Here is a 19,436-nt window from a genome sequence, read left to right as displayed (position 1 = left end):
TACTATCGGCTACGATTAATTGGCCTGATCGCAAATCTTATAAATCTATCTTGGCGTATTGGCATGGCCGCCCGGGTCAACGTTGCCGCGCCCTGTCGAATCGCTTTCCTGCATATTTACAGAGTCTTGCCGGTCTTTATTAATGCTGGAAGTATCCCGGATAGGAGGGCCGCCTCCTCTTGTAACATTGTTGGTATCCTTACTGTTACCTATTTCTTTTTTGCTTGCATTTTGATCACATGATGCTGACAACAGCATTACTGCGCATACGATAAAAGGTGCATAAACTAATTTTTTCATGTAGATGTGTTTGAGTTATTGCGTGGTTGGATTTAACCTTTCGTTTTAAAATAAACAGCAGGTACCCTCGCCGGTTTGTACACCATACTGCGCCAATTTTATTTCGAATTGCCTGTCTCGCTGTTAATTGGTTGATAGTTATCAATTTATGTGTTTGTGATTGGTTGGCGAGCGGTATTAATCACGTAGTTTCCTGTACGTTTTCAGGTGTAATCCACAACCTTAAACCGTATATAAACCACCTTTCCTCACCATGGATTAAATGGGCATCATCATCTGAACGATTGTTACTGTAGTAGATAAATTAAATAAGGCAGACGGATATTGCAAAATATGCGGGAGTTACGTGAGTAATAAGGTCCCGATTATAGGTATAGGTGCTTGTACGGTTTAATTATCTATATAAAAAGTAAAAAGAGCCGGAGCTAACTAAAATGTTTTGTTGTCATATTTCTTCTGACATAAAGTACAGTAATAACAATGGCGTTTTGTTTTTCCCAGGTCGGCTTTGATGAAGTTAACATGATCACGCGGACAAATGGTTTGCTCATGTGCTTCGAGGTGTTCTCTTAAGATTTTAGCTTTGCGCCACCTGTAAAAATCATTACAAAAGTTTAATGTTTCTTTGATGATTTCCCGCTGTTTATTCGCCGGTAAAAAAGCAATCTTACTTTCAGGATGTACCCTGGTTCTGAACAAAACTTCATTTTTAACGATATTCCCAGATCCGGCAAAAATCTCCTGGTCAAGCAGCGCATCGCAGATCATCCTTTCCGGTTTCAGTTGTAGTTTTTTCCTGGCTTTCCGTATATCGAAACCGGAACTCATCACATCGGTCGACCAGTCGAAAACCTCGTCGATTGGTTGTTCGATAAGTTTTACTTTACTGATGTAAAAATTGATCTCGCCGTCGTTGCAGACGACCTGTAACGACGCCCTGTTGCGGCCCCGTTCATTTATTTTATAACTGCCAAACAAGCCAAAATGGACTTTGATCGAAAACCCATCGAAAAGCATGATCAGGTATTTTCCCCATGATTTGATATCCTTTATTGTATGGTCGATTAAAATTTCCGGATCAAAACCTTTTACGTATCCGCTTGCCGATACTACCAATTGGCCAATAAATGGTTGTAATTTTTCTTTAAGTATTACTAGGGTCGGTCCTTCGGGCATAATGATGTTTATGCACTAACAATTTGCAAACCGTTTGGTTTACCGGCCGATAGCCTGGGGGACGAAGTGGGCTTTAACGCCAGTTATTTCAGGTAGACGTGGCAAGCCCAATCAATATCGCTCAATCAAACTGCTCTTTCAGCCTAACCAGCCTGTCAATCATCAGGTTCAGTTTTTCTTCCTCGTTTTTAAACATACGCGGTTTAAGATAAAAGGTGGTGAATAGGAACCATACCAATATGGATGTATAAGTAACTATTTTAAACGTGAGTGAAGAATGCTCCAATATCTCAACAAAATACATAGCCAGACCGGCACTCAGCAACAATATGTAGGTGTAATAAAACCAGCCTATCACTTTACTGCGGTTTTTTTGGTAAGCTTTCAGGCTATCCAGGTAATCGGCGGGATTAACGGTAGCGTCGCGTTTGCTCAGGATATGGTAATGGCGCACCATGAGGGCCAAACCCATAATCATGGTTACCAAAACAATCAGGATACCAATTGTGGTAACCGCTGATTTAAACGCCAGGAAAAAGGTAACTATAAACGCGAACACTACGGTTGCCACCATAGCAACAATGCTCCAGTACAACTTGTTGGTTATACTCCTGATCCCTTTTTTTACCTGTTTCAGTACTTCATCAACTGAAAGCTGATCTGGTTTTGGCTGTCCCTGCCAAACCGACATCAAATGATCAAAGTCTTTCATACTGGTTATATAACTCCGTTAATTTTTGTTTAATACGATAAATTTTCACCCTCAAATTCCCTTCTGATATACCCGAAATCTCGGCGATCTCGGGGTACGGTACTTCGTCAAGCACCATGGTTATAATGATCCTTTCCGATTCTTCCAGTTTTGAAATACACTTATATAATAAGGCAACCTGTTCGTTTTTTTCCGATAGTTCTTCGCGTTTGGTTTCGGCTAACTGGGGGGTCAGTTCGTCTTTAGCCTGTCGTTTTTCCGATCGCAAATAGGTTAGGCAGGTATTTACAGCTATACGGTAAATCCAGGTCGAGATCATGGCCTGGTTCCTGAATTTATCCAGGTTTTGCCAAACTTTCAAAAAAGTTTCCTGCACCAGGTCGTACGCGGCATCGTCATCGCCGGTGTAACCATAGCACAAATGGAATATCTTTTTAGAATTAGCTTCATATATCTGCTTGAACGCTGCTTCCTTGTTGGCCACTTGTCAGTTAATTTTATGTTTAGACGATGTTAAGCGTTAGATGTTACAACAGGTGATCATTCTTTTTAAACCAGCCCAGTTTATCTTCGGCATCGCTTATTAATTGATTGTAGCTATCCTGGTAATCAAACTGCAGGTCTTCATGTAGCTTGCCTATCAACCCACGCACTTTATCAACCTGTTTAATCAATATCAGTCGCAGTGGTTTGTATGAGGTGCGCCTGTCGGCATATTCCAGGTAATTTTCGCAGAAGTTGATGAGCAGTTCAATTTCCGCACCCTTCGAGGCCATAAATTTACTGTACTTTCCTAACAACCTTAAAATTTTGCGCATGCCTTTTGCAGCGTTGTAACTGATGGATGATAACTGGCTGAACATAAAACCGGCTTCGGCTTTTACTTTTTCAATAAAGGCGGCTTCGTTATGGGCTTCAAATAACAGGTAAGCCAGCAGCTCTTTATTTTCTTTCTTGTAGCGGGCCAGGCGCAGCATCAATTCAGCCAGTTGCGCATTGGGCAGGTGCTGAATTTCCTTTTTGATATGTTGTAATCCGTAGGCTGGAGCGCTCATGTTGTAATAAGCCGACAAAATAGTAATTGTTTAAATTTTTAACGAATTGCCTTAGCAGTTCAATAAGATTAAAACGAATTACACGAATACTGATCTACGACTCATTCGTGTTCATTTTAATTCGAATAATTAGTGAAGAAATTAAAACACGATCTCCCGTCCGTTATAATTTTGTTCTTCATTTAACTTCATCATAAAATACAATATCCCAGGGACTGTTTAAACAACGCTTAATTTTGTAGTTTTGCAGGCTTATTGAACTAAATGAAAAAAAGCAGACTGACGCTCTTCATTTTTATCGCGCTGGTAGCAGGCGTGGTTGCCGGTTATATTTATAATACCTATGTATTTGCCGATTTGAATAAACAAATCAGCACTGCCGGCACAAATATTAAAACTATCAATAAAAGTATCGAAGCTTTAACCGATACTACGAGTGCTGCTTTTAAAGATCTTAAAATACAAAAAGCCGTACAGCTTAAAGCACAATCTACCGCTACAGATGCCCGTGAGGGTAAGCTTGAACTATTCAATATCTTAAGTAAGATTTTCCTTAATTTAATAAAGATGATTGTTGCTCCGCTGGTGTTTACTACACTGGTGGTGGGCGTTGCTAAAGTGGGCGATATTAAAGCGGTAGGCCGCATAGGTGGCAAAACTATGCTTTGGTTTATCAGTGCTACATTGGTTTCGCTGTTGCTGGGCATGTTGCTGGTAAACCTGTTTGAGCCCGGCAAAACCATGCATTTGCCATTGCCGGATAGCCATTTAAGTACGGGTATTAAAAAATCGGCACTCTCATTAACCGAGTTTATTGGCCACGTATTTCCGAAAAGTTTTATCGAGGCTATGGCCAATAACGAGATTTTGCAGATCGTGGTGTTCTCGTTGTTTTTTGGCGTGGCCACCGCGGCTATAGGCGAACAGGGAAAAATTGTGATCAAGGCGATGGACGCCTTTGCACATGTGATTATGAAAATTACCGGCTACGTAATGAAGCTTGCTCCATTGGCTGTATTTGGCGCTATTACCGCTGTGGTAGCTAAACAGGGGGTAGGGGTGCTTTCAACATACGGCATATTTATCAGCGAATTTTATTTTTCGCTGATTGTGCTTTGGTCGGTGATCATATTGGCCGGTTATATTGTTTTGAGGAAACCGGTATTCAGACTTATTAACAGGATTAAGGATGCCATGCTGATAGCCTTTAGCACCTCAACAAGCGAGGCCGCTTATCCTAAGGTTCTGGAAGAGCTGGAGCGATTTGGCTGTAGCAATAAAATTGTAAGTTTTGTATTGCCATTAGGATATTCTTTTAACCTGGACGGCTCAATGATGTACATGACGTTCGCGTCGTTATTCCTGGCACAATCGTATGATATTCATCTTTCGTTCGCTTCCCAATTATCGATGTTATTGGTGCTGATGCTTACCAGTAAGGGAGTGGCGGGTGTGCCGAGGGCTTCGTTGGTGGTAATTGCTGGTACTTTATCTATGTTCAATATCCCTGAAGCTGGTTTGTTCCTTTTAATAGGTATCGATCCGCTTTTAGATATGGGGCGTTCAGCCACTAACGTACTTGGGAATGCCATGGCAACGGCAGTAGTAAGCAAGTGGGAGGGGGAAGGAATTAATTAGCGAATTAGCGATTTAATGAGTTAGTGATTTAGTTATTTTCGCTTTCAGATTAAACACCTTGTCAATAATTAAGCCCGTATATGAAAGACATAAGTAAAACGGATTTTGCCGAAAAATTTAGAAATCGTACTAAGAAATTCGTAGTAGATAATATTAAGTTTTTCAAAACCTTACCAAAAACGGAAGAAGCGAAAATTATCGGACGGCAATTGTTAAGATCGTCATCCTCAGTAGGAGCCAACTATCGCGCCGCTTGCAGAGCACGATCCCAGGCCGAATTCCATGCGAAATTATCAATAGTTGTGGAAGAAGCAGATGAATCGGCATTTTGGATGGAGGTGTTGATTGAGGCTGAGATAGTAAAACAATCAGCATTAGCGGGCTTGTTGGACGAGGCCATCCAGATCTTAAAAATAACCTCGGCATCAAGAAAAACAGTATCATAAAAAATTACACCGATTTAATTCATTAAATCACTAATTCAATAATTCACTAATTAATTACATATGTCTCCCCGATTAAAAAAGGTATTCCTGATCATGACTGTGGTAGTACCATTCATTTTGTACTGCGTTTATTATTATGGTATGATGATCAAAAACGCCCCATATCGTTTTGTCGATTTTCAGTCCCTCAGTTTTGAGTATGGCCACAAGGATAGCCTTTTAAATAAATACGACTCGCATACCGGCATGTTCCAGTACCTCGACAGGAAAGACTCGCTGGTGAAAGAGCATATCCGTTTAACCAAAGACGACCTGCTGTACCTGCACCGTAAAGCTGCCGATTTGGGTTTTTGGGATTTCCCGTCTAACGAGATAGGTGATACCACCGCCGCCGCCTCAAAAAAAGCAGTGCGTTATGTGATACAGTTTAAGTATAAAGAGAAAACCAAACGCGTAATTTTCGACAGCGATTATTTCGGCGATCCTAAACTGGTGGATGCTAACCAAAGGCTGATAGCTGAGATCCAGAAAAAACTTACCGACGTAGAAAACCGGGAGAAAAAATAAAATGCCGGGTGTGTTGTTTATTAAATAGGCAATCCCTATATTTGCACCTCGAAATTTAAAACAAATAATTAACAAAACATGTACGCAATAGTAAGTATAGCAGGACAGCAATTTAAAGTTGCTAAAGACCAGCAGATCTTTGTACACAGGTTACAAGGCGATGAGGGCGCTAATATTGAATTTGACAATGTATTGTTAGCAGAAAACGAAGGTTCATTTAAATTAGGTTCTGATTTAAAAGGCGCTAAAGTATCGGCTAAGATCCTGTCTCATTTAAAAGGTGATAAAGTAATTATCTTCAAAAAGAAAAGAAGAAAAGGTTACAAAAAGAAAAACGGTCACCGTCAGCAATTTACCAAGATCGAGATCACCGGTATCACATTATAATTAAAGGTTGAACCAAGGAGTTGTTTCGCAATTCCATAAAAGATATAAAAAATGGCACACAAAAAAGGGGCCGGTAGTTCCAAAAACGGCCGCGAGTCGCATAGCAAACGTTTAGGTATCAAAATTTTCGGTGGTCAGCCTGCTATCGCAGGTAACATCATCGTTCGTCAGCGTGGTACCAAACATAACCCGGGTTTAAACGTAGGTTTGGGTAAAGATCATACTTTATTCGCTCTTGCAGAGGGTATCGTAGTTTTCAAAAAGAAAGCAGATAACCGTTCATATGTTTCAGTAGTTCCTTTTGAGGCTGCTGAAGTTGAAGAAGTTGCTGCACCTGCACCGAAAGCAAAAAAGGAAGCTAAAGCTGTTGAGGTAGAAGCTCCTGCTGCTGAAGAAGCTCCTAAAAAGAAAGCTGCTCCAAAAGCAAAAAAAGAAGAAGCTGCTGATGCTGCTGAAGAAGTTGTAGCTGAGTAATCAGTTAATCAATTAGGATATAAAAAATCCCGGTCAGTTTTGATCGGGATTTTTTTGTGCCTGAAATTTTTTTTACCAGGTGATGGATATGCTATCTTCTGATCTGTTTGTTGCAGGTTGCGTGTTCATACGCATGTTCTATTGTTTTATAGTTTCACGGAAATAATCAGTGGAGATAAAAAACCGATCAGTAAGCATAAGGGCATGGAAATTTAAGCTATAGCACAGTAGTTATATAGTCGTTTTATTTTAAAGTAAATCTATTGATTAGGTGATATGCCAGCTAAACTACTCCAATCGCTTCTTTGCCAGTTCAGGCGAGTATCGTTCATTCAATCTTTGGTTAGGCATTATCATAAACACTGCCGTGCCTTTTTCCCTTGCCAGCGGATTGGTTACTTCGCCAATTTTGTGATAGCTGTCAATCATTTTCCCGGCTACAAATTGCCGGATGTTTTCCCCGCCGTTATCATCAACATAAATCATGTACCTGCATTTCAGGCTGTCGGGTGCCCAAAGGGTGAAACTGCTGTTTAATGAGATTACTTCCGGGTAGCCGTATTGCTTACGGTAGTGGTGCAGGGCTCCCGCCTCGCCGTAATTATCGGCATAAACAATGGTTTGTTTTTGATCGGTCGGGCTAAGGCTTTGGTAAGCCTTGGCAACCAGGACGGCCATATCTTCCCAGCCCAGCATATCGGCATAATCCTGCGAGGTAGCATGTGTTTTACCATCTTCCCAGGTCATCAAAAATCGCAGTGCGGGCATGTGTTTATCCGCGAAGCTGAAAAAGTTCAGTGTTTGGTTCAATGGTAAAACCGGTAACAGCATGGGCAGCAACAGGATATTAGGAAGCGTGAAAACAAGTGCCAGCGCTATTCGGAGGGGATAACCGTTTGCTTTTAAAAGCCGTTCAAAACCAAAACCTCCCGCCGCAAACAACATCGGATAAGCGCCGAACAGGTAATAGCTTTTACCATCCATCAGCAGCAAAAAAAGAAATATAAGCGCGTAAGCCAGCGCCAGAAACTGGAAATTGCGCAGCCTGAACGAGAAAATTAAAAACACGAGTCCGTTAAGCCATACAAAAAGCGCAACCCCGTTAACCAGTAGCTGTTGTTTGATAAAATCGGTCGGGCTGATATAATCAAGTTGCTGTTCTCGAAGTGCCTTCATGTGGGTGAATACGGGCATATGGTGTGTGAGCTGCCAGATCAGGTTAGGCAAAACGATCAGAAAGGTTAGTGCAGCCGCGCCTAAAATATGCCTGTTAAACAAAAGCTTACGCTGTTTACTGATAAGAATGCCGATAATTAACGATCCGGTGAAAAACAGCATCGTATACTTGGTCAGTACGCCTAAGCCAACTGCAGCGCCCAACCAGTACAAATAGCGTACATCGGTTGTGTTAAGGTACCTGATAAGCAGCCATACGGTTAATACCCACCAAAACTGATCAAATACTACCGGCTGAAAAAGGTACTCGCTGGCCACAAACGCAGGGGCGAATAACATGGATAGGCAAGCTACCGTAATGCCGAATTTTTTACCGCCAAACTCAATCACAATGAGCCCGGTTAACCAAACTATTAACCCACCAAAAAGGGTAGGGAACAAACGTGCCGCGAAAACCGAATTACCAAAACATGTAATGGATATTTTAGCCAGTAAGGCTATAAACGGTGGTACCTCCTTGTAACCCCAATCCATATGATCGGCAAGTACCAAATGCAGGAACTCATCGCGGTGAAAGCCGAAATGAGATATGGCAAACAGGTTTAAAACAATTTTAATCAATACAAAAATCAGTACGAAATAAACGTAAGTAGGCTTCCTGTTTTTGTAGGGCATTGTTTTTAAAATGGTTTTTTAAAGGTAGTGTTTTTTAAGGTGAAAGGATAAAGGCGAAAGGTAAAAGGTTTGTTGAAGAAGTACTAAAATGATGAGCCAGGCATTAAAATAAAAAAGGTTAAAAGCACTTGCGAATCGCAGTTGCCTTTAACCTTTTGCCTTTCAGCTTTCACCTCAATTATATCCGGGTTATATCTGCGCCAAGGGCTTTAAGCCTGGTATCGATGTGCTGGTAGCCACGCTCAATTTGTTCGATATTATAGATTGTGGACTGGCCCTGCGCCGATAGGGCGGCAATCAGTAAAGAAACCCCCGCACGGATATCCGGCGATGTCATGGATATGCCCCGCAGCTTTACCTGGTTATCCAAACCGATAACGGTGGCGCGGTGCGGATCGCAAAGGATGATCTGGGCGCCCATATCCAACAGCTTATCAACAAAGAACAAGCGGCTCTCGAACATTTTTTGATGGATCAGTACCGAACCTTTGGCTTGTATAGCTACTACCAGAACAATACTCAATAAATCGGGTGTAAAGCCAGGCCATGGGGCATCCGCTATCGTCATGATCGAACCGTCAATAAAGGTTTCTATCTCGTAATGATCTTGTGCGGGGATAAAGATATCATCGCCGCGCAGTTCCAGTTTAATGCCCAGCCTTCTGAACACATCCGGAATCATGCCCAACTCCTTGTATTGAACATCTTTAATGGTAATCTCGGAGCCGGTCATCGCTGCTAACCCAATGAATGAACCTATCTCAATCATATCAGGCAGTAAACGGTGCTCGGTACCACCCAGTTTTTCAACCCCTTCAATGGTAAGCAGGTTTGAACCTATCCCGCTGATTTTAGCGCCCATGCGGCTCAGCATTTTGCAAAGCTGCTGCAGGTACGGCTCGCAGGCGGCGTTATAAATGGTGGTGGTGCCTTTGGCTAATACTGCGGCCATTACCACGTTAGCGGTACCTGTTACCGAGGCTTCATCAAGCAGTATATAGGTTCCCTGTAAGTTAGATGCGTCTACATTAAAGAAACCATCTGCGGTGTTATAGTGAAATCGGGCGCCCAGTTTTTCAAAGCCTAAAAAATGGGTATCCAAGCGCCTGCGGCCAATTTTATCACCTCCTGGTTTCGGGATGGATGCTTTGCCAAAACGGGCCAGCAGCGGACCAACAATCATGATCGAACCGCGTAAACCGCCGCCCTTAGCCTTAAAGGTTTCTGAAGCGAAAAAGTCCTGGTTAATATCTTTAGCCTCGAAGGTGTAGGTGTGCCCGTTTATGCGCTCAACACTAACGCCCATATCGCCAAGAAGCTCTATCAGCTTGTTAACATCTTTTATATCGGGGATATTGCTGATGGTTACCTTTTGGTCGGTAAGCAAAACGGCTGATATAACCTGTAAAGCTTCGTTTTTTGCACCCTGTGGGGTTATTTCACCTTTTAGCGGCTTGCCGCCATTTATTACAAATGCGTTAGTCATGCGGATTTTCAGATAATTGATAAGATCACCATCAATAAACTAACAAAACCATCCATCGGTTTTGTTAAATAATTTTTACGGGGCAAAGATTAGAAAATTAATGGAAAAATCGGCTAATAATGGAGGTTGGTAAAATACTTTTATCGGGTGTAAAAAGCCCTACTTACCGCAAGGCTTTCAGATGGTTTATATTATCCTTTTATTCCATTACGCCAGTGCCCCCAAAGTCGAAATGCTACCTCAAAATTGAGTAAGAAAGTACGTTGGTTTATACCCTGAAAAGGAGTAAGCAAGGTGTTATTGACGGTTTGGCTATAATCAACAGGAAAAACTGAGTTTGAAAGATAGGTGGTACTTATAGCATAACGCATTTTACTTAGATCCCAACCAATTTCTAAACTAAGAGCGTTAAGGCCTTTTTTACCGTTGGGCAATATATAAGTTGTATTAGTTCCATCGGGCATGGTAACACGGTAGCTTTGCTGTTGTGTAAAAATCCGTGAATAACCAATACCTAAATAATTTTGTCCAACCAACCTACGGTTAAATCTGAATTCGGCCATAAATTGTAATTCTACTTGTTTTCTTTCGGCTCGCGTAACATCATATCCTTGGCTACCACCTGTGGCATTGTAATCCGAATAACGTGGATTGTACCGATACTGGCCATATTGGGGTGTTATAGAGAAAGCAAAGAAACCAGTATCTGGAAATAAGTGCAGATTAAGGCCTCCATAATAGCCTATTCCAGGCGTAACAGTACCACCAATGTTCATATAATGTCCGGATCCGCCTGCTTTAACGCTAACGGCAAAAGGATAGTTTACATCATGCTTTTTTGCAACTATACGTTTTTCGAGGTTTCGTTTTCGGGCAATGCGAACCGAATCATTTTTGTAAGGTTCGTCACAATCGGTAGCTTCATGACCTTTATATATCAGGTTAAAGTACTTACAATCGTAACCATTATCGCTCATGGCCGATAACTTTTGCTTGATGATATATGTGGTGATCACATCAAAGATTTCATTTCCTTTTGATGAAGCAATTAAACCGTTAAAATAGCCATCCGCGTCAACAACAGGGTAACCAGATGCAATAATATCAGGTATTTTTTGTAGAAGGCGAAAGCTAACAGGATCATTATTTTCAGGATCAAAGCGCTTGGTATTCATTTCAACCGGATGGCTATCAAAAAAGTCGGGTTCAAACTCATTCTCTTCGGTATTGCGATTAATGAATATCCTGAAATTTGCACGGTTACCTATTGCTGGATCCTGAACATATTTACGGCGTATACTGGTACGTCCGGCCGCCTGGTAAACTGCGATACGATAACTCCCAATAAGTACAATACCGCTGTAAGGTATTAATGAAGCACGAACAGACCGCATTTTGTTTTTTTCAAATCCCTCAGTAATATATTTAATATTCACGGCAGGCACGGGATCTATGTTTTGCGGATAGATCATCACAAAATAAAAATTTTCGTTGCTTTTATCTGTCCCCGTAATAAAACCATATTGTGGTGCATTACCGTTACTGGTGGCATCCGTCATTCGCACCATATTATAGCTAAAATCGCTTGTTGTTTGTGCTGATACAATCACGCTCGCGAATACTAAAGATAAAAAAAGTATTGTTTTTTTCATGATAAGAATAATTTAAGGGTTTAGGGGAGGGAGCTCTTTTTTTACAATATCGAGTATTTGAGAAATACATAAAACTTCGCAAGAACGGTCGCCGCTTATAACAATACCAGTAAGGTAAGGGCTTGCTCCGCTGGTAAATACTGGGCCTCCCGAATCGCCGCCTTGCACATCGGGCATATATACCTTATAGGTATGGGCCTTTTTATTTCGTGTAATAAGTAACTGATCTCCCTCGCCAGATTCTGCATACAGGTGTTCATTGTGATAATAAAAAACAGGCATATTAGTCCTGAGAGTGTCAAGCGCGATAAATTTTGGATACTCATAGCCCTTTGCTACTACGCTGCATATGGCGAGGTCCTCGCTATCTCCATTATCTGTGTCGCGATAAAGTTTAATACACGCGTGCAAGGTATCTGCACTATCACCGATCGTGACAATAATTGGTGCGTTTTTCGCGCGATAACGAAGCACGTGACCTGCTGTGGCCAGATAAAGCGTATCGTTTTGGTGTCCTAAAATAAACCCGGTTCCATATTCAGGAGAGCCGCTGGTCCGTGTAACTTTAAATCGGCAAACCATGCGCTTAATTGCTGTGGTATCCTGGGCATTTACGATGAGGACAATAAATAAAAATACTATTATCAGGAGCAAAATTCTCATATCGATTTTTTTTGACGCACTAACATTGCTATCAGCAAGGGCACAATAATACTTACCACTGTTAGTAAATACGGCGATTCGTCGGTGATGCTCTTGAGCATCCGGGGCATCTTGTTCATGTTTTCGCCAAGTGCTTCGGGGCCACATTCCAAACTGGTAACTACACCATTTGTGCGTAACCTTACGTATCCCTGGTCTGCTGATAAATAAACTTCAACGGGATCTTTAAACTTTAACGATAGCCGGTCGCCCTCATTTAATACATTTAAAGAGTCTTTATCTTTGATATTAATCAGCGAAACCTTTCCCGACACTATTGAAGGACCACTCTGTGGCATATCGGGATTAGCCTCAAAACTGAGTTCGCTAACACGGATAGGACGACGCAAACGCCATTTATTTACCCTGGTTAACCGTATATTATATAGCGAACCGAGCCTGAGTTTCTTTTGCAAATTAAAAATGCGTTCGTTCAAACATGTATCAGATAACATACTGCCTCCATATTTAATTTTCCTGTCGCTAATTTTGATATCCCAGTTGATTACGGGTGGAGGCGCCAGGGGATCCCGCCATAGGTAATTGATTGTTGCGCTAATACTGTCTGTAAAACCAATCCCCATGTAGCATCTATCGGGCAATGGCAGTTTGTAAATTTCAAGAGGTTGGCTTGTAGCGCAGGAAAATAATTCGAGCTTTTTTTCAATTTTATCGGGGTTCTTATCCGGCTCGAGCAAAACATCGTCTGTAAAGCTATCTTTCTCATTGGCAAGCATATGCCAATCATGCCTGTCGAGTGTGGTGCCAGCGTCGGGATTTGATATTTGCCACATTACGTTGGTTGCCTTTACATCTACATAAACCGGAGTTTCCCGGCTGCGCAAAACGCTAAGCGCGATAATAAAAGCTCCAAGAATTAATATCAAAATCCAAAACCTACGGTACAAGATAGCTACATTATGTACAATCAACTCATCCACCAATTTCAGGCGCGATTGCTCGGCTTCCGTTACGGGCAAATTGGCTAATACCCGGTTTGTTGAATCGCGGGTTAGCTTTAGGTGCTTAGCCCTTAATTTGCCAATAACTCGCCCTTGTTTTGTAAAATATAAATTAGGGAAGAAATTAATATCCTTAATCTTATTTACCGGCCGCTTAAATATTTCTGAGATCCACCTGAGGAAATTCATGCTTTTGGAATGATGATTTTCAGCTTCTGCAAACGTTCCTTACTCTTTCCCCCATTAATTTTACCCCAAACCTGGATAATAACAGTAGTACCTGGTGCAAATTTTTGCTTAAACTTCAATGGAATAGTGATCGGACTTCTTTCGGAAACGGAAGCTATGGTATCATCCCCAACTGTTGGTTCAGTTAACAAACCCGAATTGGCAGGCAGATAATCCCAGGTAACATCGGCAACGCTCTTTATCGAAATAAGCGTTAAAACGTACTCAGAATTATTTTTGGCATTAACAGAAGACCGAACTTCGACAGGTATATAACAAATTGGTGAACCTACCAATCCGGTATAGCCATAAATGCCCAGGTGATCTTTGAAAAGGTTTTTTGTTTTTATGGCTGCATTAAGAGGGACATGGGCTTCGTCTCCGCTTTTTAAATGAATATCAAGTCGGTAATCAGGCCAAAAATTAAAGCTGGCACCGGCTATGAAAGCCGAATCAACACCCGGAATTTTTGGGGCTATTATAATTAATTTCTCTTTCCCGCTCATCACATAATCCAGCTTGCCTTTAAGTAACGAAAACACGCTGAAATCCTCTTCTCCTTTTTCTTTGTTGTAAAAACCTTCGTAACGCTCATCATCAGGCCGCATGGAATAACCGGCATCCTGTTTGGACAATGCCTTCCTTAGCGCGATACGATTAGGGATAACAGATTGAGAACTTACCCGCCCAATTAATAATAGGCATAATAAGGTTGTAAGCAAAAAATATCTACCGGGCATAAACATGCAATAAGGTTAATTGTTTCAAATATATGTAAAAGAGCTTTTTAAAACAACAAGAAAACTTATGAGAAAATAGCCATTCAGCTTATTTTTATTTAATAAGACGCGCGTAGGTTTTATTGTTTAAGTATCGGCCGGTGTACTCGCGTAACTCTGGATTGTTGAGGTGATAGAAATATCGGCAAGAAGTTTAAATAAAAACGCCTCCTTAAAGGGAGGCGTTGAGTGGGCTTAATATTTTTTAGCGCCGCTGTTATTACGATTGCGGTTGTTTTGATTGTTGTTGCGGTTGTTTTGGTTGTTGTTTTGCCTGCCGCCGTTACCACCGCCGCGGTTTTGATTGTTTTGGTTATTGTTGCGGCCGCGGTTGTTGTTACTGCCCGCATTTTGCTGGAAGTTATTAGGGCGAAAATCAACACGGTTAAGGTTGATGTTTTCTTCCAGTTTTAATGTACCGCCGGATAAGGCGTAAAGATCCGAAAGGATGCTTTCATCGCTTACCGAATCCTTGTTCCATTGTACATAAGCCATTTTCATGAAATTGGCAATGGCCTGTACCATGTGGCGTTTACGCTCCGGTTCTTCAATTGCCTTGGCTTTCTCGATCATCAGCTCGATGGTTTTGCCATAGTGTTTATATTTAATACGCTGATGCGGATAATTTAAGGGCGCCGGTTTAATATGCACAGCCTCTGGCGATGGTTTTGGGTAGGGCGAATCTACATCAATCTGGTAATCAGAAATGATGTGCAGGTGGTCCCACAGTTTGTGTTTAAAGTCGGCCACATCACGCAGGTGCGGGTTTAAAAAGCCCATCAGGTCAATCACTACCTGTGCGTAGCGGTTACGTTCTTCTTTGGTTGGGAGCGCAACAATGTATTTAACCATATTTTGTACGTTGCGGCCATATTCAGACAGGATCAGTTTATTCCTGGTTGAATTATAATCAAAATTTGCAGGCGCTTTATCTAATGCCATGTTAGTTGTAATGTTTTAAGAAAGTTTGAAAGTTAGCCAGACAAATTTCCCTGAGCGGAGAGGGCAAATGAGGCTAAAATTGAATTGTTACCTGTATTGGAGTTGTGCAAATATAAGGTAATACTTACAATGTGCAAATTACATAAACCAAATGTTACAAATATTTGTTTTAATTTGGCTATTAAACATCCGCAATTTGGAAAATCAGCAATTAATTATCACCCATATAGATATTTACCGCTTCAGTATCCCGATGGAGCCGTTTACCATCGCCACCGGCACAATGGATCATGCACAGAATGTTTTTATTCGTGTGCATACATATGCTGGTTTTTACGGCGTGGGCGAGTGTTCGGCCTTCCCGATGATTGTTGGCGAAACCCAGGATACCTGCCTGCTTATGGCCCGTGAGTTTGCCCGACTTTGGAAAGGTAAAGACGCCCTCGATATTGAAGCGCGCTTAAATGACCTGCATAGTTTTACAGCCGGTAATACCACTATTAAAAGCGCGTTTGATATGGCCCTTTTTGATCTCACGGCCAAAAACGCGGGTTTGCCTTTATACCGGTTTTTGGGCGGATCGAAACGCCCTGTAGAATCGGATATTACTATAGGTATAGCCGGGCATCATACCATGGCTTTAAAAGCGCTGGATTTCCAGGCATCGGGCGCCAGGATATTGAAGATAAAACTGGGTAAAAATGCGAAGGATGACGTTGAACGGATCAAGCAGATCTGTGGCGCAGTTGGGCCGGGTATGCGCATCCGCATAGATGCCAACCAGGGCTGGAGCTTTAATGAGGCAGTTTTCGCACTCCAGGCAATAGGCCAATACGATATCGAATTTTGCGAGCAACCCATGCGCACCTGGTATGACGACCGCCTGCCCGAGCTGATGCAGCTATCGCCGGTAAAAATTATGGCCGACGAAAGTGTGTATAACCACCATGATGCCCGTAAGCAGATCAACAGCGGTTCGTGTAATTATATCAATATTAAAATGGCTAAATCGGGTGGTATTTACGAGGCAAGAAAGATCCACGACCTGGCCGCCTCCAGGGGCATTGCCTGTATGATGGGAGGGATGCTGGAAAGCAGGATCGCCCTCAGCGCCAAACTGCATTTTGTTTATGCAAGTCATAATATAGGTTTTTACGATATGGACACCTGCAAGTTGGGCCACCTGGTTGATCCCTGTATCGGCGGCGCGCGTTATGAAGGTTATCATCTTGATATCGATGATGCGCCAGGTATTGGCGCGGACGCCGATGAACTATTCCTGGCCGGATGCGAACGTTTTACGATTTAACGAATAGCCATGATTATCCGAAAAGCAACCCTTCAGGACCTGCCTGTACTTTTGCAGTTTGAGCAGGGGATTATCAGCGCCGAGCGGCCGTTTGATGACACACTATTGCCCGACCCTATAAGTTACTATGAATTAAGGGCTTTTATTGACGCGCCCGATGTTGAGCTCCTGGTAGCAGAAATTGATTGCGACGTGGCTGGCAGCGGTTACGCACGCATTAAAGAAAATTCAAAAACATACCACGATTTTGAAAGGTATGCCTATCTCGGTTTTATGTATGTACTGCCCCGGTTCAGAGGGCTGGGGGTAAACCTGGCTATCATCCAACAACTTAAGCAATGGGTGCTTGAACAGGGGCTGAATGAAATTAAGCTTGAAGTATATAACGATAATACGGGCGCCATTAAGGCTTATGAAAAAGCCGGGTTTAAAAAACGGATGATTGAGATGCGGATGAGATTGTAAAATAGCAGTTGCCCGCGTCAAAGCCAATCAATTGATATTAGCTATAAACCAGACAAGCCGGTAAGTTATCCTCACCGGCTTGTTTGGTTGTTATAAAATATTTTATAACAGGGGTTTCCGCTTTGCACGGTTCATGGCTGCCGCCTTACCTGTGCTGTTTTTTTCCTGTTTCGATGATTTAAGATCGTGCAACTGTTTCGATGCTTCGGTCTTTTCCTTTTCCAATTCTTTAGTTGCCATAACGGTAGAGTTTGTTTTTAATAGATAATAACATTAGTATAATATTTGTTTGGCAATAAATGAAAATAAAACGGCTGCAACCTCCTTTTTAATACTTTATAGCATGTTTATGATAATTCGGCGAAATATTTGTGAAATAGCGGGATTGTTTCGATACCCTTATAATAATTGTATATATCGTATTTCTCATTTGGCGAATGCAATGCATCGCTATCCAGGCCAAAACCCATAAGCACGGTTTTTAAACCAAGTTCGGCTTCAAACAGCGCCACAATAGGGATGCTGCCGCCACCGCGTGTTGGAATGGGCTCTTTCCCAAATGATTCGGCTATGGCTTTTTGTGCAGCTTTGTAAGCTATGCTATCTGTTGGTGTAACTGCCGGTTCGCCGCCGTGGTGCGGGGTAACTTTTACTTTTACAGAGGGTGGGGCTATGCTTAAAAAATGATCAGTAAACAGTTTGGTAATAGCCTCCGAAGTTTGGTTAGGAACCAGGCGCATAGAAATTTTTGCATGAGCTTTTGATGGCAGCACAGTTTTAGCGCCTTCGCCGGTATAACCACCCCATATACCGTTTACCTCGAGGGTAGGGCGGGTGCCGGTACGCTCGAATGTGCTATATCCTTTTTCTCCCCATAGTTCGGCAATGTCCAGGTCTTTTTTATACTCGGCTTCGTTGTAAGGTGCGCTGTTCAGGGCATTACGCTCATCTTGAGTTAACGGAACTACGTCGTTATAAAATCCGGGAATGGTGATATGGTTGTCTTCGTCATGAAGGCTGGCAATCATTTGAGCCAGGATAGTAATTGGATTGGCAACAGCGCCGCCGTAAACGCCCGAATGCAGATCGCGGTTAGGGCCGGTTACTTCAACCTCAAGGTAGGAAAGGCCGCGCAGGCCGGTTTCGAGCGAGGGGTGCTCCATACTGATCATCGATGTATCGGAGATGAGCACCACATCGGCTTTCAGTTTCTCTTTGTTTGCTTTAACAAAAATGCCCAGGTTGGAAGAGCCTACTTCTTCCTCGCCCTCAATCATAAATTTAATATTGCAGGGCAATGTGCCGGTTTGCATCATCAGCTCAAAAGCTTTTACATGCATATAAAACTGGCCTTTATCATCGCAGGCGCCGCGGGCATAAATTTTTCCGTCGCGTACAGTAGGCTCGAACGGCGGGGTATGCCAAAGTTCCAGTGGATCGGGCGGTTGAACATCATAATGGCCATAAACCAACACGGTAGGTTTTGACGGGTCGATGATCTTTTCCCCGTATACAATAGGGTACCCTGCGGTTTGGCAAATTTCAACATTTTCAGCCCCGGCCTCGCGGAGCTTTGTGGCTACATAATCGGCAGTTTTTAGTACTTCAGGTTTGTATTGTGGATCGGCACTAACCGATGCTAAACGTAACAGATCGAATAATTCGTCTAATAAACGCTGTTTGTTTTGCTCAACATATTGCTTTATGTGCTGCATAATAATTATGGTTTGCAGCAAATATAGTCATTAGGTTATTGACACTTTATGTCATAACATTAATCGCCGTTAAATTTTGACGATCATGAGCAGTACTTTACCCACTTAATCCGCCGAACCCAAATCTGATTTTGGCGCATTTGGGCTTCTAACAAAATCTGCTTTTATTATCTGAACTTTAGCTTCGGTTTTAGATTCTTTATGGGTTAAAGAAACCGCTGTGAGCCCGGTTGCTACCAGGGCTACCGCTATAATCAGGATTTTTTTCATGATGTTTTATTTTGAAGTTTGCTGACCTAACCCGTAGACTATTATGCAGTGAAGTCCGCAGAACCTAAATCACGTTTCGGACCGGCTTCGGTAAAATCCGCAGAACCCAAATCTCTTTTTGGACCGGCGTTAGTAAAATCCGCAGAACCTAAGTCGCGTTTTGGGCCAGGGCCAGTAACAGCATAATCTGCAGAACCTAAATCACGTTTCGGACCAGCTTCGGTAAAATCAGCGGAACCCAAATCTCTTTTTGGACCAGCGTTAGTAAAATCGGCAGAGCCTAAGTCGCGTTTTGGGCCAGGGCCAGTAACAGCATAATC

23 protein-coding genes are annotated in these 19,436 nt (G+C 42.3%); 7 read left to right on the top strand and 16 right to left on the bottom strand.

What is annotated here, in order from left to right:
* Positions 1–45: 45 nt before the first annotated feature.
* The 5 genes from LX99_RS14885 to LX99_RS14865 all read right to left on the bottom strand — a co-directional run bounded on the left by LX99_RS14885 (position 46) and on the right by LX99_RS14865 (position 3,243).
* A complete protein-coding gene (locus LX99_RS14885; protein WP_146203134.1) occupies positions 46–300 on the bottom strand; it encodes a hypothetical protein in 255 nt (84 codons plus the stop codon).
* Positions 301–729: 429 nt separating this feature from the next.
* Positions 730–1,476, bottom strand: a complete 747-nt coding sequence (locus tag LX99_RS14880; protein WP_109608600.1) for a DNA-formamidopyrimidine glycosylase family protein — start codon at positions 1,474–1,476, stop codon at positions 730–732.
* A gap of 121 nt (positions 1,477–1,597) precedes the next feature.
* Positions 1,598–2,188, bottom strand: coding sequence for a hypothetical protein (locus LX99_RS14875; RefSeq protein WP_109608599.1), 591 nt, complete (start codon positions 2,186–2,188; stop codon positions 1,598–1,600).
* Positions 2,175–2,672, bottom strand: a complete 498-nt coding sequence (locus tag LX99_RS14870) for an RNA polymerase sigma factor (RefSeq protein ID WP_022832268.1) — start codon at positions 2,670–2,672, stop codon at positions 2,175–2,177. Before LX99_RS14870 ends, LX99_RS14875 begins: the two co-directional genes overlap by 14 nt.
* Positions 2,673–2,715: 43 nt before the next feature.
* Entirely contained in the window at positions 2,716–3,243 is a 528-nt protein-coding gene (locus tag LX99_RS14865) for a hypothetical protein (protein ID WP_109608598.1), read from the bottom strand.
* Between the two features lie 264 nt (positions 3,244–3,507).
* Between LX99_RS14865 and LX99_RS14860 the strand changes: the two genes are divergently transcribed.
* From LX99_RS14860 to rpmA, 5 genes are all read left to right on the top strand, one after another.
* Positions 3,508–4,881 carry a dicarboxylate/amino acid:cation symporter gene (locus LX99_RS14860; RefSeq protein WP_109608597.1) on the top strand — a complete coding sequence of 458 codons (1,374 nt, stop codon included), beginning with the start codon at positions 3,508–3,510 and terminating at the stop codon, positions 4,879–4,881.
* 80 nt (positions 4,882–4,961) lie between these two features.
* Positions 4,962–5,327, top strand: coding sequence for a four helix bundle protein (locus LX99_RS14855; RefSeq protein ID WP_109608596.1), 366 nt, complete (start codon positions 4,962–4,964; stop codon positions 5,325–5,327).
* A 60-nt stretch (positions 5,328–5,387) separates the two neighbouring features.
* The gene (locus LX99_RS14850) at positions 5,388–5,894 is read left to right on the top strand and encodes a hypothetical protein (protein WP_109608595.1); all 507 of its coding nucleotides are present in this window, start codon (positions 5,388–5,390) and stop codon (positions 5,892–5,894) included.
* Between the two features lie 78 nt (positions 5,895–5,972).
* On the top strand, positions 5,973–6,281 hold the full coding sequence (rplU, locus tag LX99_RS14845; protein ID WP_022829534.1) for a 50S ribosomal protein L21: 309 nt from the start codon (positions 5,973–5,975) through the stop codon (positions 6,279–6,281).
* A 51-nt stretch (positions 6,282–6,332) separates the two neighbouring features.
* On the top strand, positions 6,333–6,755 hold the full coding sequence (gene rpmA, locus LX99_RS14840; protein WP_022829533.1) for a 50S ribosomal protein L27: 423 nt from the start codon (positions 6,333–6,335) through the stop codon (positions 6,753–6,755).
* A 288-nt stretch (positions 6,756–7,043) separates the two neighbouring features.
* Here rpmA and LX99_RS14835 read toward each other — a convergent pair whose 3' ends face one another.
* The 7 genes from LX99_RS14835 to LX99_RS14805 all read right to left on the bottom strand — a co-directional run bounded on the left by LX99_RS14835 (position 7,044) and on the right by LX99_RS14805 (position 15,357).
* Entirely contained in the window at positions 7,044–8,606 is a 1,563-nt protein-coding gene (locus LX99_RS14835) for an ArnT family glycosyltransferase (RefSeq protein ID WP_109608594.1), read from the bottom strand.
* A 178-nt stretch (positions 8,607–8,784) separates the two neighbouring features.
* Positions 8,785–10,092 carry a UDP-N-acetylglucosamine 1-carboxyvinyltransferase gene (murA, locus tag LX99_RS14830; protein ID WP_109608593.1) on the bottom strand — a complete coding sequence of 436 codons (1,308 nt, stop codon included), beginning with the start codon at positions 10,090–10,092 and terminating at the stop codon, positions 8,785–8,787.
* A 191-nt stretch (positions 10,093–10,283) separates the two neighbouring features.
* On the bottom strand, positions 10,284–11,744 hold the full coding sequence (locus LX99_RS14825; protein ID WP_109608592.1) for a hypothetical protein: 1,461 nt from the start codon (positions 11,742–11,744) through the stop codon (positions 10,284–10,286).
* 12 nt (positions 11,745–11,756) lie between these two features.
* On the bottom strand, positions 11,757–12,407 hold the full coding sequence (locus tag LX99_RS14820; RefSeq protein WP_109608591.1) for a trypsin-like serine peptidase: 651 nt from the start codon (positions 12,405–12,407) through the stop codon (positions 11,757–11,759).
* Entirely contained in the window at positions 12,404–13,597 is a 1,194-nt protein-coding gene (locus tag LX99_RS14815) for a hypothetical protein (RefSeq protein ID WP_109608590.1), read from the bottom strand. The genes LX99_RS14820 and LX99_RS14815 overlap by 4 nt, the downstream gene beginning before the upstream one ends.
* Positions 13,594–14,271 carry a hypothetical protein gene (locus tag LX99_RS14810; protein ID WP_146203133.1) on the bottom strand — a complete coding sequence of 226 codons (678 nt, stop codon included), beginning with the start codon at positions 14,269–14,271 and terminating at the stop codon, positions 13,594–13,596. The genes LX99_RS14815 and LX99_RS14810 overlap by 4 nt, the downstream gene beginning before the upstream one ends.
* A 339-nt stretch (positions 14,272–14,610) precedes the next feature.
* Positions 14,611–15,357 (bottom strand): DUF4290 domain-containing protein, encoded by a 747-nt coding sequence (locus tag LX99_RS14805; protein WP_109608588.1) that lies wholly within the window; start codon positions 15,355–15,357, stop codon positions 14,611–14,613.
* Positions 15,358–15,508: 151 nt separating this feature from the next.
* Here LX99_RS14805 and LX99_RS14800 point away from each other — a divergent pair, with 151 nt between their 5' ends.
* Positions 15,509–16,666 carry a mandelate racemase/muconate lactonizing enzyme family protein gene (locus LX99_RS14800; protein WP_109608587.1) on the top strand — a complete coding sequence of 386 codons (1,158 nt, stop codon included), beginning with the start codon at positions 15,509–15,511 and terminating at the stop codon, positions 16,664–16,666.
* A 9-nt stretch (positions 16,667–16,675) separates the two neighbouring features.
* Positions 16,676–17,131 carry a GNAT family N-acetyltransferase gene (locus LX99_RS14795; RefSeq protein ID WP_109608586.1) on the top strand — a complete coding sequence of 152 codons (456 nt, stop codon included), beginning with the start codon at positions 16,676–16,678 and terminating at the stop codon, positions 17,129–17,131.
* 102 nt (positions 17,132–17,233) lie between these two features.
* Here LX99_RS14795 and LX99_RS25700 read toward each other — a convergent pair whose 3' ends face one another.
* The 4 genes from LX99_RS25700 to LX99_RS25690 all read right to left on the bottom strand — a co-directional run.
* Positions 17,234–17,371, bottom strand: a complete 138-nt coding sequence (locus LX99_RS25700; RefSeq protein ID WP_022834009.1) for a hypothetical protein — start codon at positions 17,369–17,371, stop codon at positions 17,234–17,236.
* A gap of 107 nt (positions 17,372–17,478) precedes the next feature.
* Positions 17,479–18,846 (bottom strand): dipeptidase, encoded by a 1,368-nt coding sequence (locus LX99_RS14790; protein WP_109608585.1) that lies wholly within the window; start codon positions 18,844–18,846, stop codon positions 17,479–17,481.
* Positions 18,847–18,951: 105 nt separating this feature from the next.
* Positions 18,952–19,116: a hypothetical protein gene (locus LX99_RS25695; RefSeq protein WP_170122710.1), complete on the bottom strand. Its 165-nt coding sequence runs from the start codon at positions 19,114–19,116 to the stop codon at positions 18,952–18,954.
* 41 nt (positions 19,117–19,157) lie between these two features.
* Positions 19,158–19,436 (bottom strand): hypothetical protein (locus LX99_RS25690; RefSeq protein WP_211319028.1); only part of this gene is annotated, 279 nt, incomplete at its 5' end.

It is taken from the genome of Mucilaginibacter oryzae (assembly GCF_003148845.1).
Taxonomy (GTDB): Bacteria; Bacteroidota; Bacteroidia; order Sphingobacteriales; family Sphingobacteriaceae; genus Mucilaginibacter; species Mucilaginibacter oryzae.
The sequence above is the reverse complement of the archived record's forward strand: the minus strand, read 5'-3'. Positions and strand labels throughout refer to the sequence as shown.